Annotated in this window: 18 protein-coding genes, 1 pseudogene and 1 riboswitch; of the genes and pseudogenes, 2 read left to right on the top strand and 17 right to left on the bottom strand. The window is 32.1% G+C overall.

The features are described from left to right. Positions 1-64: 64 nt before the first annotated feature. Complete coding sequence (locus AC3EMB_RS12890; RefSeq protein WP_023522059.1) at positions 65-643, bottom strand: cysteine dioxygenase family protein; 579 nt, start codon at positions 641-643, stop codon at positions 65-67. A 109-nt stretch (positions 644-752) separates the two neighbouring features. Further along, on the bottom strand, positions 753-1,967 hold the full coding sequence (locus AC3EMB_RS12885; RefSeq protein ID WP_053564342.1) for a cytochrome P450: 1,215 nt from the start codon (positions 1,965-1,967) through the stop codon (positions 753-755). Between the two features lie 140 nt (positions 1,968-2,107). Between AC3EMB_RS12885 and AC3EMB_RS12880 the strand changes: the two genes are divergently transcribed. Further along, on the top strand, positions 2,108-2,605 hold the full coding sequence (locus AC3EMB_RS12880) for a PadR family transcriptional regulator (RefSeq protein ID WP_000289127.1): 498 nt from the start codon (positions 2,108-2,110) through the stop codon (positions 2,603-2,605). A 102-nt stretch (positions 2,606-2,707) separates the two neighbouring features. On the opposite strand, the gene AC3EMB_RS12875 is transcribed toward AC3EMB_RS12880, so the two are convergent. The 6 genes from AC3EMB_RS12875 to AC3EMB_RS12850 all read right to left on the bottom strand — a co-directional run bounded on the left by AC3EMB_RS12875 (position 2,708) and on the right by AC3EMB_RS12850 (position 8,056). Continuing rightward, positions 2,708-2,863, bottom strand: coding sequence for a DUF1540 domain-containing protein (locus tag AC3EMB_RS12875; RefSeq protein WP_000046095.1), 156 nt, complete (start codon positions 2,861-2,863; stop codon positions 2,708-2,710). A 70-nt stretch (positions 2,864-2,933) separates the two neighbouring features. Beyond that, on the bottom strand, positions 2,934-3,566 hold the full coding sequence (locus AC3EMB_RS12870) for a Vat family streptogramin A O-acetyltransferase (protein WP_001069204.1): 633 nt from the start codon (positions 3,564-3,566) through the stop codon (positions 2,934-2,936). Beyond that, entirely contained in the window at positions 3,556-4,839 is a 1,284-nt protein-coding gene (locus AC3EMB_RS12865) for an MFS transporter (RefSeq protein ID WP_000106396.1), read from the bottom strand. The genes AC3EMB_RS12870 and AC3EMB_RS12865 overlap by 11 nt, the downstream gene beginning before the upstream one ends. Positions 4,840-5,106: 267 nt before the next feature. Next, entirely contained in the window at positions 5,107-6,342 is a 1,236-nt protein-coding gene (locus tag AC3EMB_RS12860) for a cytochrome P450 family protein (RefSeq protein ID WP_144465199.1), read from the bottom strand. A 159-nt stretch (positions 6,343-6,501) separates the two neighbouring features. After that, positions 6,502-6,906 carry a hypothetical protein gene (locus AC3EMB_RS12855; protein ID WP_000282689.1) on the bottom strand — a complete coding sequence of 135 codons (405 nt, stop codon included), beginning with the start codon at positions 6,904-6,906 and terminating at the stop codon, positions 6,502-6,504. 145 nt (positions 6,907-7,051) lie between these two features. Beyond that, the gene (locus AC3EMB_RS12850) at positions 7,052-8,056 is read right to left on the bottom strand and encodes a DUF1835 domain-containing protein (RefSeq protein ID WP_366987389.1); all 1,005 of its coding nucleotides are present in this window, start codon (positions 8,054-8,056) and stop codon (positions 7,052-7,054) included. A 209-nt stretch (positions 8,057-8,265) separates the two neighbouring features. Here AC3EMB_RS12850 and AC3EMB_RS12845 point away from each other — a divergent pair, with 209 nt between their 5' ends. Then, entirely contained in the window at positions 8,266-8,478 is a 213-nt protein-coding gene (locus AC3EMB_RS12845; RefSeq protein WP_000362069.1) for a hypothetical protein, read from the top strand. Positions 8,479-8,806: 328 nt separating this feature from the next. Here AC3EMB_RS12845 and AC3EMB_RS12840 read toward each other — a convergent pair whose 3' ends face one another. The 9 genes and pseudogenes from AC3EMB_RS12840 to tenA all read right to left on the bottom strand — a co-directional run bounded on the left by AC3EMB_RS12840 (position 8,807) and on the right by tenA (position 16,573). Then, positions 8,807-9,010, bottom strand: coding sequence for a hypothetical protein (locus AC3EMB_RS12840; RefSeq protein WP_488517744.1), 204 nt, complete (start codon positions 9,008-9,010; stop codon positions 8,807-8,809). 120 nt (positions 9,011-9,130) lie between these two features. Further along, entirely contained in the window at positions 9,131-9,547 is a 417-nt protein-coding gene (locus AC3EMB_RS12835; protein WP_095690811.1) for a DUF3995 domain-containing protein, read from the bottom strand. Positions 9,548-9,691: 144 nt separating this feature from the next. Beyond that, positions 9,692-10,456 carry a DUF3959 family protein gene (locus AC3EMB_RS12830; RefSeq protein WP_488517743.1) on the bottom strand — a complete coding sequence of 255 codons (765 nt, stop codon included), beginning with the start codon at positions 10,454-10,456 and terminating at the stop codon, positions 9,692-9,694. Between the two features lie 209 nt (positions 10,457-10,665). Then, positions 10,666-13,053, bottom strand: coding sequence for an RNaseH domain-containing protein (locus tag AC3EMB_RS12825; protein ID WP_377856761.1), 2,388 nt, complete (start codon positions 13,051-13,053; stop codon positions 10,666-10,668). A 310-nt stretch (positions 13,054-13,363) separates the two neighbouring features. Further along, positions 13,364-13,849 (bottom strand): homoserine dehydrogenase, encoded by a 486-nt coding sequence (locus AC3EMB_RS12820; protein ID WP_213745376.1) that lies wholly within the window; start codon positions 13,847-13,849, stop codon positions 13,364-13,366. Between the two features lie 206 nt (positions 13,850-14,055). Further along, a pseudogene (locus tag AC3EMB_RS12815) lies at positions 14,056-14,196 on the bottom strand (site-specific integrase); the annotation flags it as partial. Positions 14,197-14,343: 147 nt separating this feature from the next. Continuing rightward, positions 14,344-14,673 (bottom strand): heterocycloanthracin/sonorensin family bacteriocin, encoded by a 330-nt coding sequence (locus tag AC3EMB_RS12810; protein WP_016512777.1) that lies wholly within the window; start codon positions 14,671-14,673, stop codon positions 14,344-14,346. Between the two features lie 549 nt (positions 14,674-15,222). After that, a complete protein-coding gene (locus AC3EMB_RS12805; RefSeq protein ID WP_002082716.1) occupies positions 15,223-15,486 on the bottom strand; it encodes a DUF3937 domain-containing protein in 264 nt (87 codons plus the stop codon). Positions 15,487-15,883: 397 nt separating this feature from the next. Then, positions 15,884-16,573: a thiaminase II gene (tenA, locus tag AC3EMB_RS12800; RefSeq protein WP_053564403.1), complete on the bottom strand. Its 690-nt coding sequence runs from the start codon at positions 16,571-16,573 to the stop codon at positions 15,884-15,886. A gap of 127 nt (positions 16,574-16,700) precedes the next feature. After that, positions 16,701-16,806, bottom strand: a riboswitch (TPP riboswitch). Positions 16,807-16,875 lie beyond the last annotated feature (69 nt).

Below are 16,875 nucleotides of genomic sequence, written 5' to 3'. Positions count from 1 at the left end.
GGTCAAGAAATAATTAAAAATAAAATCCAAAGCTTTTCTTTTAAAAAAAGCTTTGGATTTTAAACTATGAATTATAACTAATGTATTTTGTCTCACACATGTACACGTTTTTTTCTTCAGTTGGGATATATACTTTAAACTTTTCTAATCGTTTTCCATAGACATGAATCGTAATAACGCTTTCATTTTCGCTAATTTCAAGAATATGACAATCTGCTGGTGGAATTACTTTATCAGTTTCTCCTTCTCCCAAATAAAGATTTCCTGTATGTGTTAAATAAACAAGTGAATTTCCAAGTTGTTTCGTTTGTATAAAGTTCTGCACCATTATCCTTCCTGAAAAAACGCCTTCTACTCCCCATGTGCCGTCATGATCATGTAAAGGTGTAGATTGTCCATCTTTCCATACGAGAGCTAGTACTTCAAAACGTTTGAGCGGATCTTCATACAATAAATGTCTTGCATATTGGGTCAAATTGGCCTTCTGTTTTTCTAACGGAAGCCATGTTTTCTTTTCTAAAAGTTCTTCTAGTAATTTTTCAATGCCACACACTATTTCTTCTTCAAATAAACCGTTTTCCATAAGATCTGTAACACCTTTAATAAACTTTTGAAATGATTTACTTCCATTACAAGTCAACATAAGAATCCTCCTCTACGTTTTATACAATTCCATATTAAGGTAATTGCCGAAAACTCACAATTGAGAAACAAAAAAACAAGATGCAAATGTATGCACCTTGTTAAGATTTTTATTTGGCTTTCAATCGAATAGGTAAGTATTTTAATGTTTGTTCATTTTCCAATATACATTTTTCTAAACAGAAAGATGGAGATAGCTCTATTTTTTCAAAAGCATTTATAAAGGTAGTTAATGCAATCTCAGCTTCTAAACGTGCAAGTGGTGCTCCTAAGCAAAAGTGAGGACCTTTCCCAAAGGTTAAATGCTTTTCATTTCCTGTTCGATGTACATTAAATTGAGAGGCTTGTGAAAATTTTTTCTCATCTAAATTCGCTGCACTAACCCACGCAACAATCATCTGATTCTTTTTCATGAAAGGACCAAATATATTTGTATCCTCTGTAATCCTCCGGGCCAATGTAACAGGAAAGCGATAGCGTAATACTTCCTCAATCGCTTTTGAAATTAAGTTAGGTTCTTTTCTTAACTCTTCATAAATTCCAGGTGAATCTACTAAAAAGCAATAAAAGCTATTAATAATTAAATTTGTAGTGGTTTCATTCCCAGCCGCTAGTAAACCTAATGAAAAGGTTACAATTTCTTCATCGGTTAATCTTTCGCCTTCATATTCAGCTCGAATTAAATCAGAAATGATATCATCGGTTAAATGATATCTCTTTTCCTGAACAATCGGTAGAAGGTATGCTTTGAATTCATGTAATGCTATCCCTTTCTCGGCATCCAGGTCATTAAACTTTTCTTTACTATACGGCATAAATAAAATATCAGACCATTCTTTAATTTTTTTACGATCTGTTGTTGGGACTCCTAATAAATCGGAAATAACGGTAACAGGTAAAGGTGCAGCAAACTGTTCAACGATATTAACTTCACTACATTTTTCGATATGTTGTACAAGTTCATCTGCGATAGCCTGTATTCGAGGTTTCCACTGTTCTAAACTTCTTGGAGTAAATGCCTTAGAAACAATGGAACGTACATTGCGATGTTCTGGTGGATCTGTAGAGTTTATATTTATTCTAGTTTCTAAAGGAGGGATTGAGAATTGTCTGCGCTCCCTTCTACTTGAAAATAAGCGATAATCTGATAATACACGATTTACATCATCATATAAAAAAACATTCCATACATCCTGCTCTTCATCATAATGAACTGGGTGATTATCCCTCATCAAACGATACCATTCATATGGATTCCATAATTCTTCTTTTGTTTTCAGCTTTGAAATTTCATGAACTAAAATAACATTTTCAGGTGAAGCCATAGTTCTTTCCTCCCTTTTCTTTTACAATAAAAGTGATAGGTCGGCAGTCCAAAGTTGTATAAACTATCATATGTTATTTTAACATATACCAAAGGGGATTTTTCATTAGAGAACTTGAGAAATATATAAGGGGGATTTTTATGTACGTTGACATTTTACTACTAGCAGAATTAACGACAGGACCAAAACATGGATATGAAATTAAAAAAAATGTTCAAAATCGTTTAGGTGAAAATTTCGAATTAAATCACAACATGCTTTATCCTGCCCTTCGGCGCTTTGAAAATATGGGTGCTATAACGAAAAAAATACATAAACAAGTCGGAAAACCAAACCGAAATATGTACGATATAACAGAAACAGGAGAAGAAATTTTTTCTGAAATGTTACGAGAGTTTCCCGAAAAACTTGCGACAAACAATACAGAATTTCTTGTTCGTATTGCGCTATTTGAAAAACTTGACTATGAGGATAGAAAAGAGATTTTGACTGTACGTCAAAACGTACTATATAATCAGCTTACTGCTATTCAGTCTCTAGATGTTACCTCATCTTTTATTACTGAAGTCATTGAATTTAGTAAATCACGAATTGAACATGAATTGAGTTGGATTACATCACTTATGAAAAAAATATGAAAAAATAACAAGAAAAGTTAAAAACAATGAATGAAAATGATATTTATTATCAATACTATAATTAATAAAAGGGCAACCACGATTTGGCTACCCTTCAAACATTTACACTTCTGGATCGAAAGTTTTGCAATCTGTTTCTTCCGTTGTAGATGCATGTTTACCTTTATGACTTACTACGTAAATTGCCTCTGCACTACATTTATTACCGTTCGCCCAAAATTTACAGTTATTTACTTCACATAAAACGTCTTGTGCCATAGTATCACACCTCCTTGTTCTATTATCATTAACAAAATTCGGAGGTATGATACTCTTTGTCATGCATTTTTTATTCCCTTTTTAGCTTTCTTAATGGTTCAATATCTCCTCGTACAATCACATCTATATTTTCAGTTATTTTTTCAATGTCAAAATGCCACCATTGAATTTGTAATAATTCTTCTATTATTTCATTTGAAAATCTCTCTTTTATTTTATTTGCTGGATTTCCACCAACAATTGTATATGGTGCGACGTCTCTAGTCACAACAGATTTAGCTGCAATGATTGCACCATCTCCTATTTTTATTCCGGGCATAATAGTTGTGTCCATACCAATCCAAACGTCATTTCCTATAACTGTATCGCCTTTGTAAGGTAAATCAGACAAACTAGGTGTATACTTCTCCCACCCATTTCCAAAGATATTAAATGGATATGCCGAAAATCCATCCATCCGATGATTCGCTCCGTTCATAATAAAGTTAACTCCAGATGCAATACAACAAAACTTTCCAATAGTAAGGCGATCCCCAAGAAATTCATAATGATGTAATACTCGATTTTCAAATGTTTCTCCATCTTTCGCATCATAATAAGAATAGTCACCAACAAGTATATTAGGTTTTGTTATTGTATTTTTTATAAATTGAACGTTTTGATTTCCTTCAATAGGGTATTTAATATTTGGATTAGGATTCATTTTGTACAGCACTTCCTTTACCACTTATTTCACTTTCTACCGCTATTACTGGCTTTAAATTGTATATAGGTAAAATAAACAATAATCCAATTATAAAAAGTAAAGCCGTCCCTTCATACATCATACTTAATGAAAACATCTCTTTTAATGAGCCAGCTATACTCATCGTTACTACCATTGAACCGGTAAATAGCGGACTTAAAATACCATTTACACGACCTATAAAATCGGTATCGCTATTTTGAATAATAAGCGTATTAATACCAATTTGGATACAAGGAAGAGCTAAGCCACTAAAAAGCTGAGCTGTAAGTGTCACCCATAAATTTGTAGAATATCCTATAATGCCAATACCAATTGCTTGACCAAGCATACCGATAATTAACATCTTTTGCGGAGCAACGTTTTTCGCAAATACCATTGCTAATGCTCCGCCAACAATCATTCCCGCACCATTTACTGTTAGTAGCCACTGTAAACTCTCTTTTGATAATCCTAGCTGCTCAGTCACAATAAATATACCTAATGGTTGAATTAATCCTATACCTAGTCCTGCAGCCATAAAGCAAAGCCCTAGCAAAGTTAATGCTTTTTTCTTTTTGACATACTTAATACCATCCTTCATCTCCTGCAGCAGAGTGATATCTTTCTTTTCTACGTCGTTTTCAAGATCTTTCGGAAGAAATAACAATACAACTGCCGCAAGTAAAAACGAGATACCTGTTATGATGATTGAAATATAAATTCCAAAACTATGAAAGATAAATGTCCCTAGAATTGGTCCTAATACCATAAATATTGCAAATATCGTTTGATATATAGACATCGCTAATTGAATTTGTTCCGTTGATAAATGTTGTTTAAACAACTTCATTCCAGATGGTTGTGAAAACTGTGAAAGGATTGCAGAGATGAGTGTCACAAAAAACACAATTTTCCACGTTCCAAACATAAGCGTAATTAAGACAGCGAATACTGAAATGGAACTTAACGTTTCACACCATATCATTGTCTTCTTTGGCTTCCACCTATCAGCAAAGGTACCGCCAATAAATGAAAAAATAAAAATTGGAGCGAATTCAGCAACTGAAATCATGGAAATAGCAAAAGCATCACCTTTTGTCATTTCCATTACATATAGTAATACCGCAAAGTTTCGAACCCATATTCCTATTTGTAAAAATAATGCTGATGCTAAAATCCCTTGTACAAACCGATTTTTTAATACTTGTGATACCCCATTGTTTTGTTTCGTTACTACATTTGTCGACATAAAAAAGCCTCCTATTTCATGTTCTGAACAGGAGGCAGCACAAATCATATAAAAAGACTATATATTCGCAGAGCGAAATACATCCCTTTTCTATAAATGTACAGACTAACCCTATTCAGAAGAATATTTCGTTTTTTAACGAAGATCTCTTACAAATAGAATTAGTTGATCATTGGGATGTCTTCACCCTTCCGTTTCGAATTTAAATAACACATACATACTCTATGTAAATCATTTTCGATGTATGCATGTCTCCTTTTAACTATTCTAGAAAGTTAAAGGTAATTCCTCTAAAGAACGCATTAAATAGTTACCTTGCCATTTAATTTCTTCACGATTCCCTTTTATTTGTAGTTCAGGCATTCGATTAAACAAAGTAGTAATAGCAATCTTTGCTTCTAACCTCGCAAGTGGAGCGCCTAAACAGAAATGGCTACCATGACCAAAGGCAATATGACGATTATTTTCCCGAGTAATATCGAATACTTCTGGGTTTTCAAATACAGTTTCATCACGGTTTGCAGAAGCTAAGGCAATGACAACCATATCTCCTTTTTCGATTGTTCGGTCGTGAATTTGAAAAGGTTCCGCTGCCCATCTTGCAGTTGTAACCTCAACTGGAGAATAATAACGCAATCCTTCCTCAATAGCCGAATCAATTAGTTTTGGATTATCTTTTAATAACTGTAATTGATTTGGATTTTCAAGAAGTGCTAATACCGTATTTGTAATTAAATTCACTGTCGTCTCATGTCCTGCGACAATTAATAGCATTATCATTGAATATAGTTCCCGAGCGCTAAGTTTACGCCCTTCACTCTCTGCAAGTATTAAAGCACTCACCAAGTCTTCTTTTGGCTCTTTTCTTTTAATATCAACTAAATATTGAAGATATGTAATAAACTCAGATAGTTGTTTTTCGGTCTCTTTTATTTCTTCAGGTGTTTCTGGTGATGCAATAACAGCATGAGACCAAATCCTAAATTTCGCTTGATCTTCTTTTGGAATACCGAGCATCTCACTTATTACAATAATTGGTAATGGAAATGAATAATCATCCACAAGATTTAATGTACCTTTTCGCTCTATATCACTTATCAAATCATCTGCTATTCTCTGAATTCTTCCGTCTAATTGTGCAATCATCTTCGGTGTAAAAGCTTTTTGAACTAAAGATCGTAAACGACTGTGGTTAGGTGGATCTGAATTTAGCATATGTGTTGTTAAGTGGTCACTATTATCAACGGAAAGATACATGTTCTTTATATCTTGAGAAAACACATTTGTCCAATCTTTTTTTAAACGATTATCTTTTAAAAGTGGCAGAGCATCTTCATATCTAGTAATGAGCCATTCTTTACCGATTTCAACTTGGTTTACAAATAATATAGGTTGTTTTTTTCGCGATTCTTTATAAATTTCATACGCATCTTCTTTAAACTGAGCTGAAGCTAAATTAATGCCATCCTCTATGCTTAACCCAACTTTGTTTTTCATTGACATTGTATTCCCTCACTCTCATTTGTTTTTGAAAACCAACCAACATATGCATTATACTCTAATAAAAACGTGAAAATTGTAAATTTTTAATCAAAATCTTACTTCGTATATTGAAAAATAAAAAAGTGAGAGAGTACAATCGTTTTACTCTCCCACTTCTCTTTATGCGAAGCACATAAAATTACTAATTTGTTGATAGCGATAACTTACTTTACGACGACGACCACCTTGCCAAGTGTAACCTGATACTCCGCTTCTTCTCACTTCAGTCGGAAAAAACCATAAATCCCTTCCAAAAGGTCCAGGACGATGTAAACGTAAATAGCCCCATCTTCCTAAACAGTTACACATCCATGATTTCATATTGCCTGGTTGTGCTGGAGAAGCAAATGTAGACGGTAACGATGGCGCTTGTGACGGTGGTGGTGACGTTGGAGCATCCTCCGCATCATCTGGTCTGTAATCTTCTTGTTCAATATCTCTCACTTCATTTGTAGGTTCATACCCGTAGTTTTGTGGATTATAATACATCGCTTGATCATATGGATAATTTTGTTGGTTATACATATTAACAAATCACCTTCTTTTCATTCATTACCTTTATCATTCATATGTGATATGCCCTCTCTGGGAAGCTTATGTATAGCCCAAATTCAACTTAAAAAACTCGTATTATTAAAAATACGAGTTTTTCAAAAATAGAATATTTTTATCATCTCCTTAACTTCACACTATAAAAACGCATTTCATCTAACGAACCTTCAAATTCAAATACTTCTTGTTTAATTAATTGTTTCAAGCGATATTCTAAGAAAGTATCTCCAACCAATTGTTCAACAAGACCAAGTGCTTCACCAATTACTCTAGGAGCTTTGAGGAACTCTCGATCAGCACCCACACTTTTCGCGCATTCAATTATAAATTGATCAAAATAATCTTCCTGTACAGAATGCACTTCATTTTCTTTCCACACTCTTAAACATTCTATGCTTTCCGATAATCTATTCCACTCATGTTCAAACTTCATGCGCTTCTCTTCAGTTAAATAAGGTAACTTTATAAAACTTTTTTGGAATAGAGCTAAACTTTCAGGTGGTAATTCTCCCGTGCCACGAATATCATACTCTTGTTTTAATATTTCTCTGCTTGCTTCAGACGTATTAATTATTCGAATGTTTTTCTTATCCTTTAATTGTGCTATTACAAAACTTAGACCTACATGTTCATGTGCATTATCAGCCCTCCAAATTGTAATAGGCGTTTCAACAGGAATAGTATGTAGTTCTTCTATAGTTGCTATAAATCTTAATAAATATTCTTCTTCAAAATAACTATCATATGCAGTTAAGTTATTTATTAACCACTTCTGTCTTGCTAGTTGCCCCTTATTCGTATGCAACTTATATATCGGTCCAATTGAAAAGAATTCCGAAAAAGCAACAACACTCTCTTTAAATAATTCTTCTTGACTTAACATATATTTCAAGCAACCAGCCGTTGAATCATCAAAAGCAATATGTACGTGCGTACTTTCTTTTACATTCCTTTTATAAGTAGGATTACTTGTTAATTGTTTCGGAATATCCATCAAATTTTTAATTGTATCTTCACTATAGTTTTCTTCTAATAAGTTTAACTGTATGAGAATACTTTGAAGTAAACCTTTAGCCTCATCTTCGTACATATCCTCTACAGCATTTTTAATTTTATCTATCACACAAATCCCTCTATTCATTTCAAAAATAACGTAGATTATAGTGTATCATTTTAGTATAGTTCTTTAAAGTCAAATCCAGATTACTACAGCAATCTGGATTTTTAACAAAAGCTCTTCTTATATTTTTGAATTGCTAAATATTTTTACTTTGAAAATCCTTGTATCTAAATGTATAATTATATAAAAACAAAAATATAGGAGCTATATTTATGGATAAAGTACTTACAAATTATAAACATTACTTAAAAAATTGGAGATTTATATTTATTTGCATACTACCTGCTATCGCCTTATTCGTTACTTTCTATGTCATCTTCGAACTACTGTTTCATCAAGATTTCTACCTATCTAACTTAATTTCTGCTATCATATTATTTTTAATATTTATTAACGTTAAAGATAAATTTAAAATTAAAGGCTAAAAAACACTATTTCAAAATAGTCCTTTATTATTGCATCCTACTATAAAATAAGGCTCGTAGTAGATTTTCATAAAAAATAAGAGCACCCTGCAATTGGATGCTCTTATGTGATTAGAGGTTTTTTCTGAGTATTAAATAGGACACGAAGATCTTGTCCTACTACATAATATATGCTTGTACTTATTATTTCGTGCATATATTATGCAACATGTTCAGGTACTTAATATACGCATAGTCATTGCTATAAAATTTACTCAAATATTTACTGTACGATTATCATATTTATAAATTAAAAAACATCCCCAATGGATGTTTTTTATCTAACATTTTAAGCTTCCATAAACTTAGCCGGTACACAAATTTTTTCAACTACAGAAGATATATTAGTAGGATTAATCATTACATTTTCAATACATACTAATTTATTTTCTAATATCCCATTCTCTGTAGTAATAAGTTCTTCAAACCGATCTAAAGTCATTGAGAATTTGTGTTCACTTCCACCATTCATACTAACTTTTACATACTTCATAGTGTCACCGCCTTTCATAATAATTTACATTTCGACAAGAATGCGCTTACATCCTTTTTATTTACTCTTAGATTTCTCACGTTTACATGTATTTTGAGAAAAGAAACTACTATTATTTACTCACAAAATTATTGTTAATAAGAAAGATAAAGATAATAATGCACAAAGTGGAATATATAAACCGGTATCCATTCTAGCAAAGTGTGTATCTTTTTGTCGTTTAAAGATACCAAAATAATTGAACTCACCAATTACTCTAATAGAAAAGACGATCATACAAATCCAGGAACCGACTTGAATAATAACATTAGGAACTGCAAAATGAACAATTTTTGCTTGTTGCAACAAAATTATTGCTGCCATACTTAATAATAATGCAATGAACAATGTCATTCCGGCACGAGGTGTAAACGCCTTTTCCCCTGCTTTAGTTGGAATAACACTATTTGTCCCCCAATTACCTCCGAAAGCCCAATATACATGTAAAAAACTAACTAAGAATAATATACAAACAGATATATATGTAATAATAAGCATTTTATCCTCCCCTTATTTTATTTAACTTCTCATCTATAAAATATGCTATTCCCCTTTCATTAGCAACCTTCATTTAATTACATAAAAAACCCCGTAATGATTTATCAATATTAAGATAAGTCATTACGGGGTTATTAAACTTCATTATGCATTATACCTATTTCTTCGGCGTTCCATCCTTGTTTGACCTTGAACTGCATTTTCTTTGTATGGATCTATTTGCTCTGTCATTTCATATGTTGCAACTGGTTCTTCGTACTTATACTCATGGTTCTTTTCTGGCATTTTACTTTTAGATTCTTTCCCACCAAACTTAAATAGTTTCATCTTTAATTTCGGCAATCTTGGAAGTCGAATCTTAATTGATAATCTTTTGCGTTTCTTTTTTGGTCCAAGTAGATTTATATTTTCTTGATTATCTTTCTCTTTGCGGTGAATGAACATCGCAAGTAATCCTCCTAATACAAGTCCTCCAATTAATAGTAATATATATACATAATGGCTTGTCATTAAACTCGTTATGCGTTCAAGTATGACTAACGACTGTACTTCTTTTATATCCCATAGTAAAGCGGCCCATAATGAGAATAAGCCCAAAGTAAGTCCATATGTACGAAAACGGAATAAACATGGAATTAACGCGACACATGCAGCAATTTTCGCGTTTGCTATGATTGAACTTGTCGAAATATCCTGATGCCAAATAACTAACAATAATGTTATAAATGGTGCATACGCTATCCAGCTACATATACGTGAATACATCTTTTTAGCAAAATAACTACCGAAACTAATAAAAAATAAAAGTCCTCCAATATATAAAGATTGTTCTAGAGGGATTTGCTTTGTAATTCCTGCAATTGGAAAGAGGCCGCTCAGTAGCATTAAGAGCACATCTAATTTCTTCACAATTCCCCATTCCTTTCAAATTTTTTTCAATTAATAAAAATCGCTTTTCCATATGATGTAGATTTTTGTATTTCTAAAAAACATCTTAATCCTGTATGCACATAAAGTAAATATGTAAACGAAAAGATACTTGACAAAGGATATCCTTATTTACATGAAAAAATGACAAATCCTGATCGATATAACGAGCAGGATTTGTTTACTAGTATTTAAAGTAGAATAATTGAATCTTTCTTTTCTATTTTTACTATATCTACATCCAATTCATCATCAAATTCTTTAAACTCTCGTGCATCTATGTCAGTAATATAACTCTTTATTACCTTTTCCATATGCACGGAATATGTCATGTGTGCATTCTTTTTCGAAAGCATACTAGAATTACAGCACATGTAATGTATCATTTTAGCGATATAATCCCTTTCTACAGGTTTTACCCCTAATGGTAGAATTTCAAGTATATATCGTTGGAAAATTTCACTACAATTAAGTGAATATTCACCAGTGCTATAATACATCCCTTTTTGATCTGCATATAAGCCAATGCTATCTAGAGCATCATCACGTTCTATTACACCGTAGCTTGGTACATCAAAACCTGTATTTATTCTAATAATATTTAAGTTTGGAATCTTTAATACCTCTGGAACAATATTAGGTAAAATATCTATATTAATTTCTTTATTTTGTAACTCTTTTATCCAATACTTTCTCAAATTTGCATCTATAATGAAGTAAACTTGTTCATTTTGTTCTTTTGCAGATTGTACAATTTCCATTAATGTTTCAAAAATAAATTGTTTAAAAAGAGCACCCATATCATTTCTTTTTGATGGTTGTGGTAAAAATGCCTTATGTTTATTTATATTTAATAATAAGTAATCAATCGTTTGCCACTCTGTATTCCCATATAATTTATATAAAATTTCTTTTCCTTTTATTTTTGAAAAAATAGGCAAGAAATCAAATTTCGAGATTCGTTCAATTGATAAATTAACATATGTACAAGGTAAATTTATCTTATTCCAACTACGCTTCAAAAATCCTTTTTGTTCTAATAGACTAAAAACACTATTTATAATTGTTTTACGAGATACACTTTGGCCTATAAATAAATTAATAAATGTTGAAATACGGTTTGTTCGTGCAAATCCTTCTCTAATGATTTGTTTTGGATCAATTTTTTCGCGGCCATCACAATTTTCCATTGCGATTAATGCTAATGTCGCATCACTGCGCTCACCCGCAGTAGCATAGACGGCTTTCGTAACATCATCTACAAGATTTGTTTTATATTTTTGACAATATTGCATTTTATATGGATTTTGTAACACCTTTTCAATATTGTATCTCACAATCTTTAATAACACTGGAAAATCTGTATTCAATACGTAAGATGTTTCACCAATTTTAGCCAAAACAATTTCGCTATCAAGTAATGCTTGTTCTATTTCCAGTGATATATTTTCAGACCACACTTCTAATGTTAGTGTCTCTAATCCTTTTGGTGCAAATAAAGGAAATAATTCATTTTCATTATTTGTTGCTACCTTTTTACATTCGGGAAGTATTGTGAAATAAGAGAATTTGCGCTGAAATTCTTTAAATAAATACTCTCTTTCCTTTACTTTTATACCCGCTTCTATTTTAGTACCTTGAACTTTATATATTCTCTCATTGTATGGAAATAACACCCTTATATTTGTCCCTACAATATAATCTTTCGGACATCGGAGAATATGGTCTAAATCCACTTCTCCACCTATATGAAAATCATCTTTTAAATTTCTAAATATCTTAATCCATTTCATGCCGGTTGTAGCTTGTTGGATTTTTAGTTTTATAAACCGAAATTTTTTATTATTTGATGCAAACTCTGGGGTAGAAATCAATATCATGCCTCGTTTTCGTCTCAAAAGTAAAGGAATATCTGGATGATTATATTCTTGATAGAACCTCCTAATTCCTATTGAAATATTTAATAATGGAGCGTTCTCACCACCACGGGTTATGCATTCAAATCGATATACGTATGCGAAAAAATCTTGTGTTTTTTCATCTTTTATCGGCTCTGACATCGCCTCACAAATATTTTGTGATCTAAGAGGAGAAAAATACATTTCTTCTTCATGTGTATTTTCTAAATATATAGGCCGCTCACAAAAAATATGTGAGATTAAAGCGGGCACCCACTTAGAATACGTTTTATTATCATGTAGTACTGACAAATTAGAAATCAAATCGGATTGCCATTCATATTTTGGTGGCTCTATTAATTGATTTGGTTTCCAATCATGAATAATTTCATACCAACTTTGAAAAATATAATCGAGTTGCTCTTGTCTAATAGGTTCTTTTGATACAATCCATGGTGTATTTTGATTTAATACGTACGGATTATGCTGAATAAACAATATATCTGAAAACATATCATACAATCTTTCATTCAAACGCTTCAACTTACTCGTTAATAAAAACGTCTTATAATGTATCTCTACGATGTCCAGCCATTCAATAGGAAAGTATATAAATGATACCCTTTCATTTAAAAGGGGCTCTACTATATTTTCAAATGTTAATAACCTTAATTTTTTCATACAATAATCCCTTCCTTTCTTCAGTGGTCTTGATTATCAAAAAACTAGCACAATACTTACTTAATCTAATCCATTTAAACCAAGTATTTAAAAGAAAAGCAAAAACTGTTTATCTAAATAAAACATTATTAAAATGACTCTTTTAAAAATTAAAAGTAATTATCATATACAGCACCCCTTTATACTGTTAATTTAATACATTATAATTATATAATGTAAGTAATGTATTGCACTTATCATTTACAATAACTTTACAAAAAAACCAAAAAAGAACACCTTAAGTCGGTGCTCTTTTTACGAATATCAACCTTTATGTAATTGAACATATAGATAACAGTAATCCTCCAAATGAAATGGCCCCTAGTAAACCTACTACAACTCCTGTTAAACAAATACAATCAGCGAGACAAATAGAAGACTGCGATAATGGAACGAATGACCTACTTGTACTCGACCCATACTGTTTTATTTTCTCATAATTCATATCTAACATGAAATGTAGACATGTTACACCCTCTTCAATAGTATGTAAAGATTCTTTTTCTAATCGGTCCAATAATCTACTATCAAAAACAGCCGATAGAGGATACTGCTTATCTAATTTCATGTTTTGATACATTAATTGTAAACGAGATAATATATTCTTTTTCTTTTTTTCAGATGTTACTGTACATTTCATTTTATTAAATTCATTTAATAACAGTGTCAATTCATCTCTTTTTCCGTATAAATCTTTAGCTATTTTTCTCTTTAGTTTGTACGAATGGATAATAGATTTAAGTTCAACCATATTAATACACTTCCTAATTACATATTATTTACCCAATATTTTATAGATAAACAGCACTTTTTAATCCTATTAAAAATACACTCAAGCGTCTTAATTTACTATCGATTAATATTACATTAACCTTACACCGTTGTAATAAATTCACTATCTAGAAGAAACCAATCGCTAAACTAGACACATATTTGATAGTAATACCATAAAAAAAGCAATGATTAGATTTTAAACCTAGTCATTGCTTTATCCATGCATCCTGATTTACACCTATATATCTTATCGTTACTCTTTCACTTGAATAATTGAATATATCCATTAGCAATAGCTATATTCTTTGTCGGCATGTACATATATAAAACTAATGTTTTTTTATTGATAACTTGAAACTTTAATCAGCCCTCACCAATCGGGCTTTTACGGGCAGCCCGCTCCCCACCTAACTTCTTTGTTCTCGCTGGATTTTGAGGGAGAATCTTACGGCCCGATAAATAGCGGGATAACTGTAATCAATATTCATATGTTACAATTGTACCCGTAGTATCAGTAGTACCACTAAAACCATCAAAACAATTAGAGCAACCACCACAGCCGCCACAACCTCCGCAACCTCCACAACCAAAACAACCGAAGCAACCAATACAACGGAATCCACCACAACGGAATCCGCCACACCGTCCTCCACCACAACCTCCACAACGACCACAACCGCCACAGCGACGAGCGGCATCTTCAATATAGTAATATGGATATTGGTTTTGCTGGTCCCAATACACAATATTTCCAGACCGGTAATCATTAAGACTTAACGCTTGTAGTTCTTGTTGAAACTGATTCATTTTCATGACCTCCGTTTATAAAATACAACCTCATCGATGCTTGCCCATATTTCTGTTCGTTACATCTAAGTAGAAATAGCGCTATAAACTAAGTTCAATACGTACACCAACAAAGTATGACTTATCACTAGATGATGCACCTTGTTCATATACCTATTTTTGCTATGGGCTCATTTTTATAAAGTGAAACTTTAATCAGTGGGGGGGAGTTCATCCCCCGCTGATTATTAGCCCTCACCAATCAGGCTTTTACGAACAGCCCGTTAATGCGGGATAAATAAAAATTAAAAAATATGAATTCTAGCGTCATATCTTCATACCTACTAAATTCAATTAATTTCTCAATAATTATGTTGCCATATCCTATATATTTTCGTCTGCCGCTTAGATTTTTCTGTACTGTAAATGCCTTTCGCTATAACACCTCCAAGTAACCGGTTTCTATGACGGATAAGAAATTCCTACAAAGAAAAAAGCCCTTATTAGGGCTTTTCATTCTATTTCTCCAGCAAAACTCTCTATGAAATTCCTAATAGAAAAAAGACACACTTAGATTGATGCGTCTTTTTGTGATGCCTCTTTTGTGAAATCATATAAAGCAATTGCGCCTAAAAGAACAAGTATACCTTGAGGAACATCTAGCAAAATAGTTTTCCAAATTTCTGGAATTACCCATTTAATATCTGCTGCTGTTTCAAGATATGTTTGGAAATAGCTGATTGTAAAATTAATTATCCCTAAAAATACAAACAACGATAAACCAAATCGAATTAATTTCTTATTTGTAAACATATAACACCTCTCAAAATTCATTGGATATTCCTGCTTTTGCTTCTTTATATTTCCATATCTTTATATCTAATTTTAACACATAAAGAACTCAAAAAAATACGATATGCATATTTGCATATCGTATTAACAACACTCCATGATAATTTAGAAATTCCTGCAAAGAAAAAACAACTCGGTTACAGCTAACAGCTCGGGTTTCTTTTCTTATTTAACTTCATACCACCAACATTTACGTTCTTTGATTGTAAAATAAATGTGACAGAAGTTTATCCAGTTAATACGTAGACAAGTAAATGAGCTAAATTATCGATATTCTATTTCGCCATATCCGTAGCACTAATGACTTTACGCAAATTTGACAAGAAAAAATATATAGATAGGTATGATCCATACCTATCTATAACATTACTTCTATTCTTTATCCAATTACGTCTTTTACGTCTGTATCCACTGGCCACTTTTCTAATGTATAAGCCATTTCCCAAAATGAATATTCATATTGACTGCTAATAATAAAATGCTGTTTCATACGTTTGCGGTCTGCCTCTGTTACTTTTTCAGCGATAGTATCTAAACGTGTAATTTGTTCTTCAACTAGCGTACGGAACCAATCAGATCCATAAGCAGAAATCCATTCGTTATAAATTGGCTCTTCCGGCTGGCACTCTTTTAAGTGTTCGCCAATTTCATAATACAACCAATAGCAAGGTAAAATTGCTGCAATGATATCTCCTAAATGCCCTTCATACGCAGCACGATACATATGTGAAGTATACGCATATGCAGTTGGCGCAGGAATAAAATTATCTTTTTCTTCTTTTGTTATCCCTAGCTTTTTAGCAAAATTCTCATGTAAAGATAACTCGGCCTCATATGTATTTTGAGCATGATGTGCCATACGAGCTGTCGTCTCTAATTCAAGAGCTTTTGCAGCTCCTAAAGTTTGTACTCTAGCAAAATGACTCAAATAATATGAATCTTGAAGCACATAATAGCGAAAACTAGCTAAATCTAATGTTCCTTCACCAAGTTTTTTTACAAAAGGATGGTTAAAACTCGCTTCCCAAATTGAATCTACTTCTTTACGTAATGATTGTGAAAAAGTCATTTAAATCCCTCCAATAATGTATAAAATATAAGTATTTATCCACAATTATTAAAGCTGTAAAATAAAAAAACTTTCTTTACAGGCGTAAAGAAAGTGAAATTGACAGTATTTATTTACTCATTAAATAGCAACGTCTTTCCCACTTCCCTACGCTGGCATTAACCAGATCAGGTACTAAGAGTCTCAAAATCACATTTGATCTCAGCCTATAAAAGGCCCCCCTAGTGGATAAATATTTTGTTTTTATAATGTATTCATCATAGCATACTTCGTGAAACTGTCAAAAGAATTAGTTATATAAT

The organism is Bacillus sp. LQ16 (genome assembly GCF_057784645.1).
Note: the sequence above shows the minus strand (reverse complement) of the source record. Positions and strands in the feature narration are given on the sequence as shown.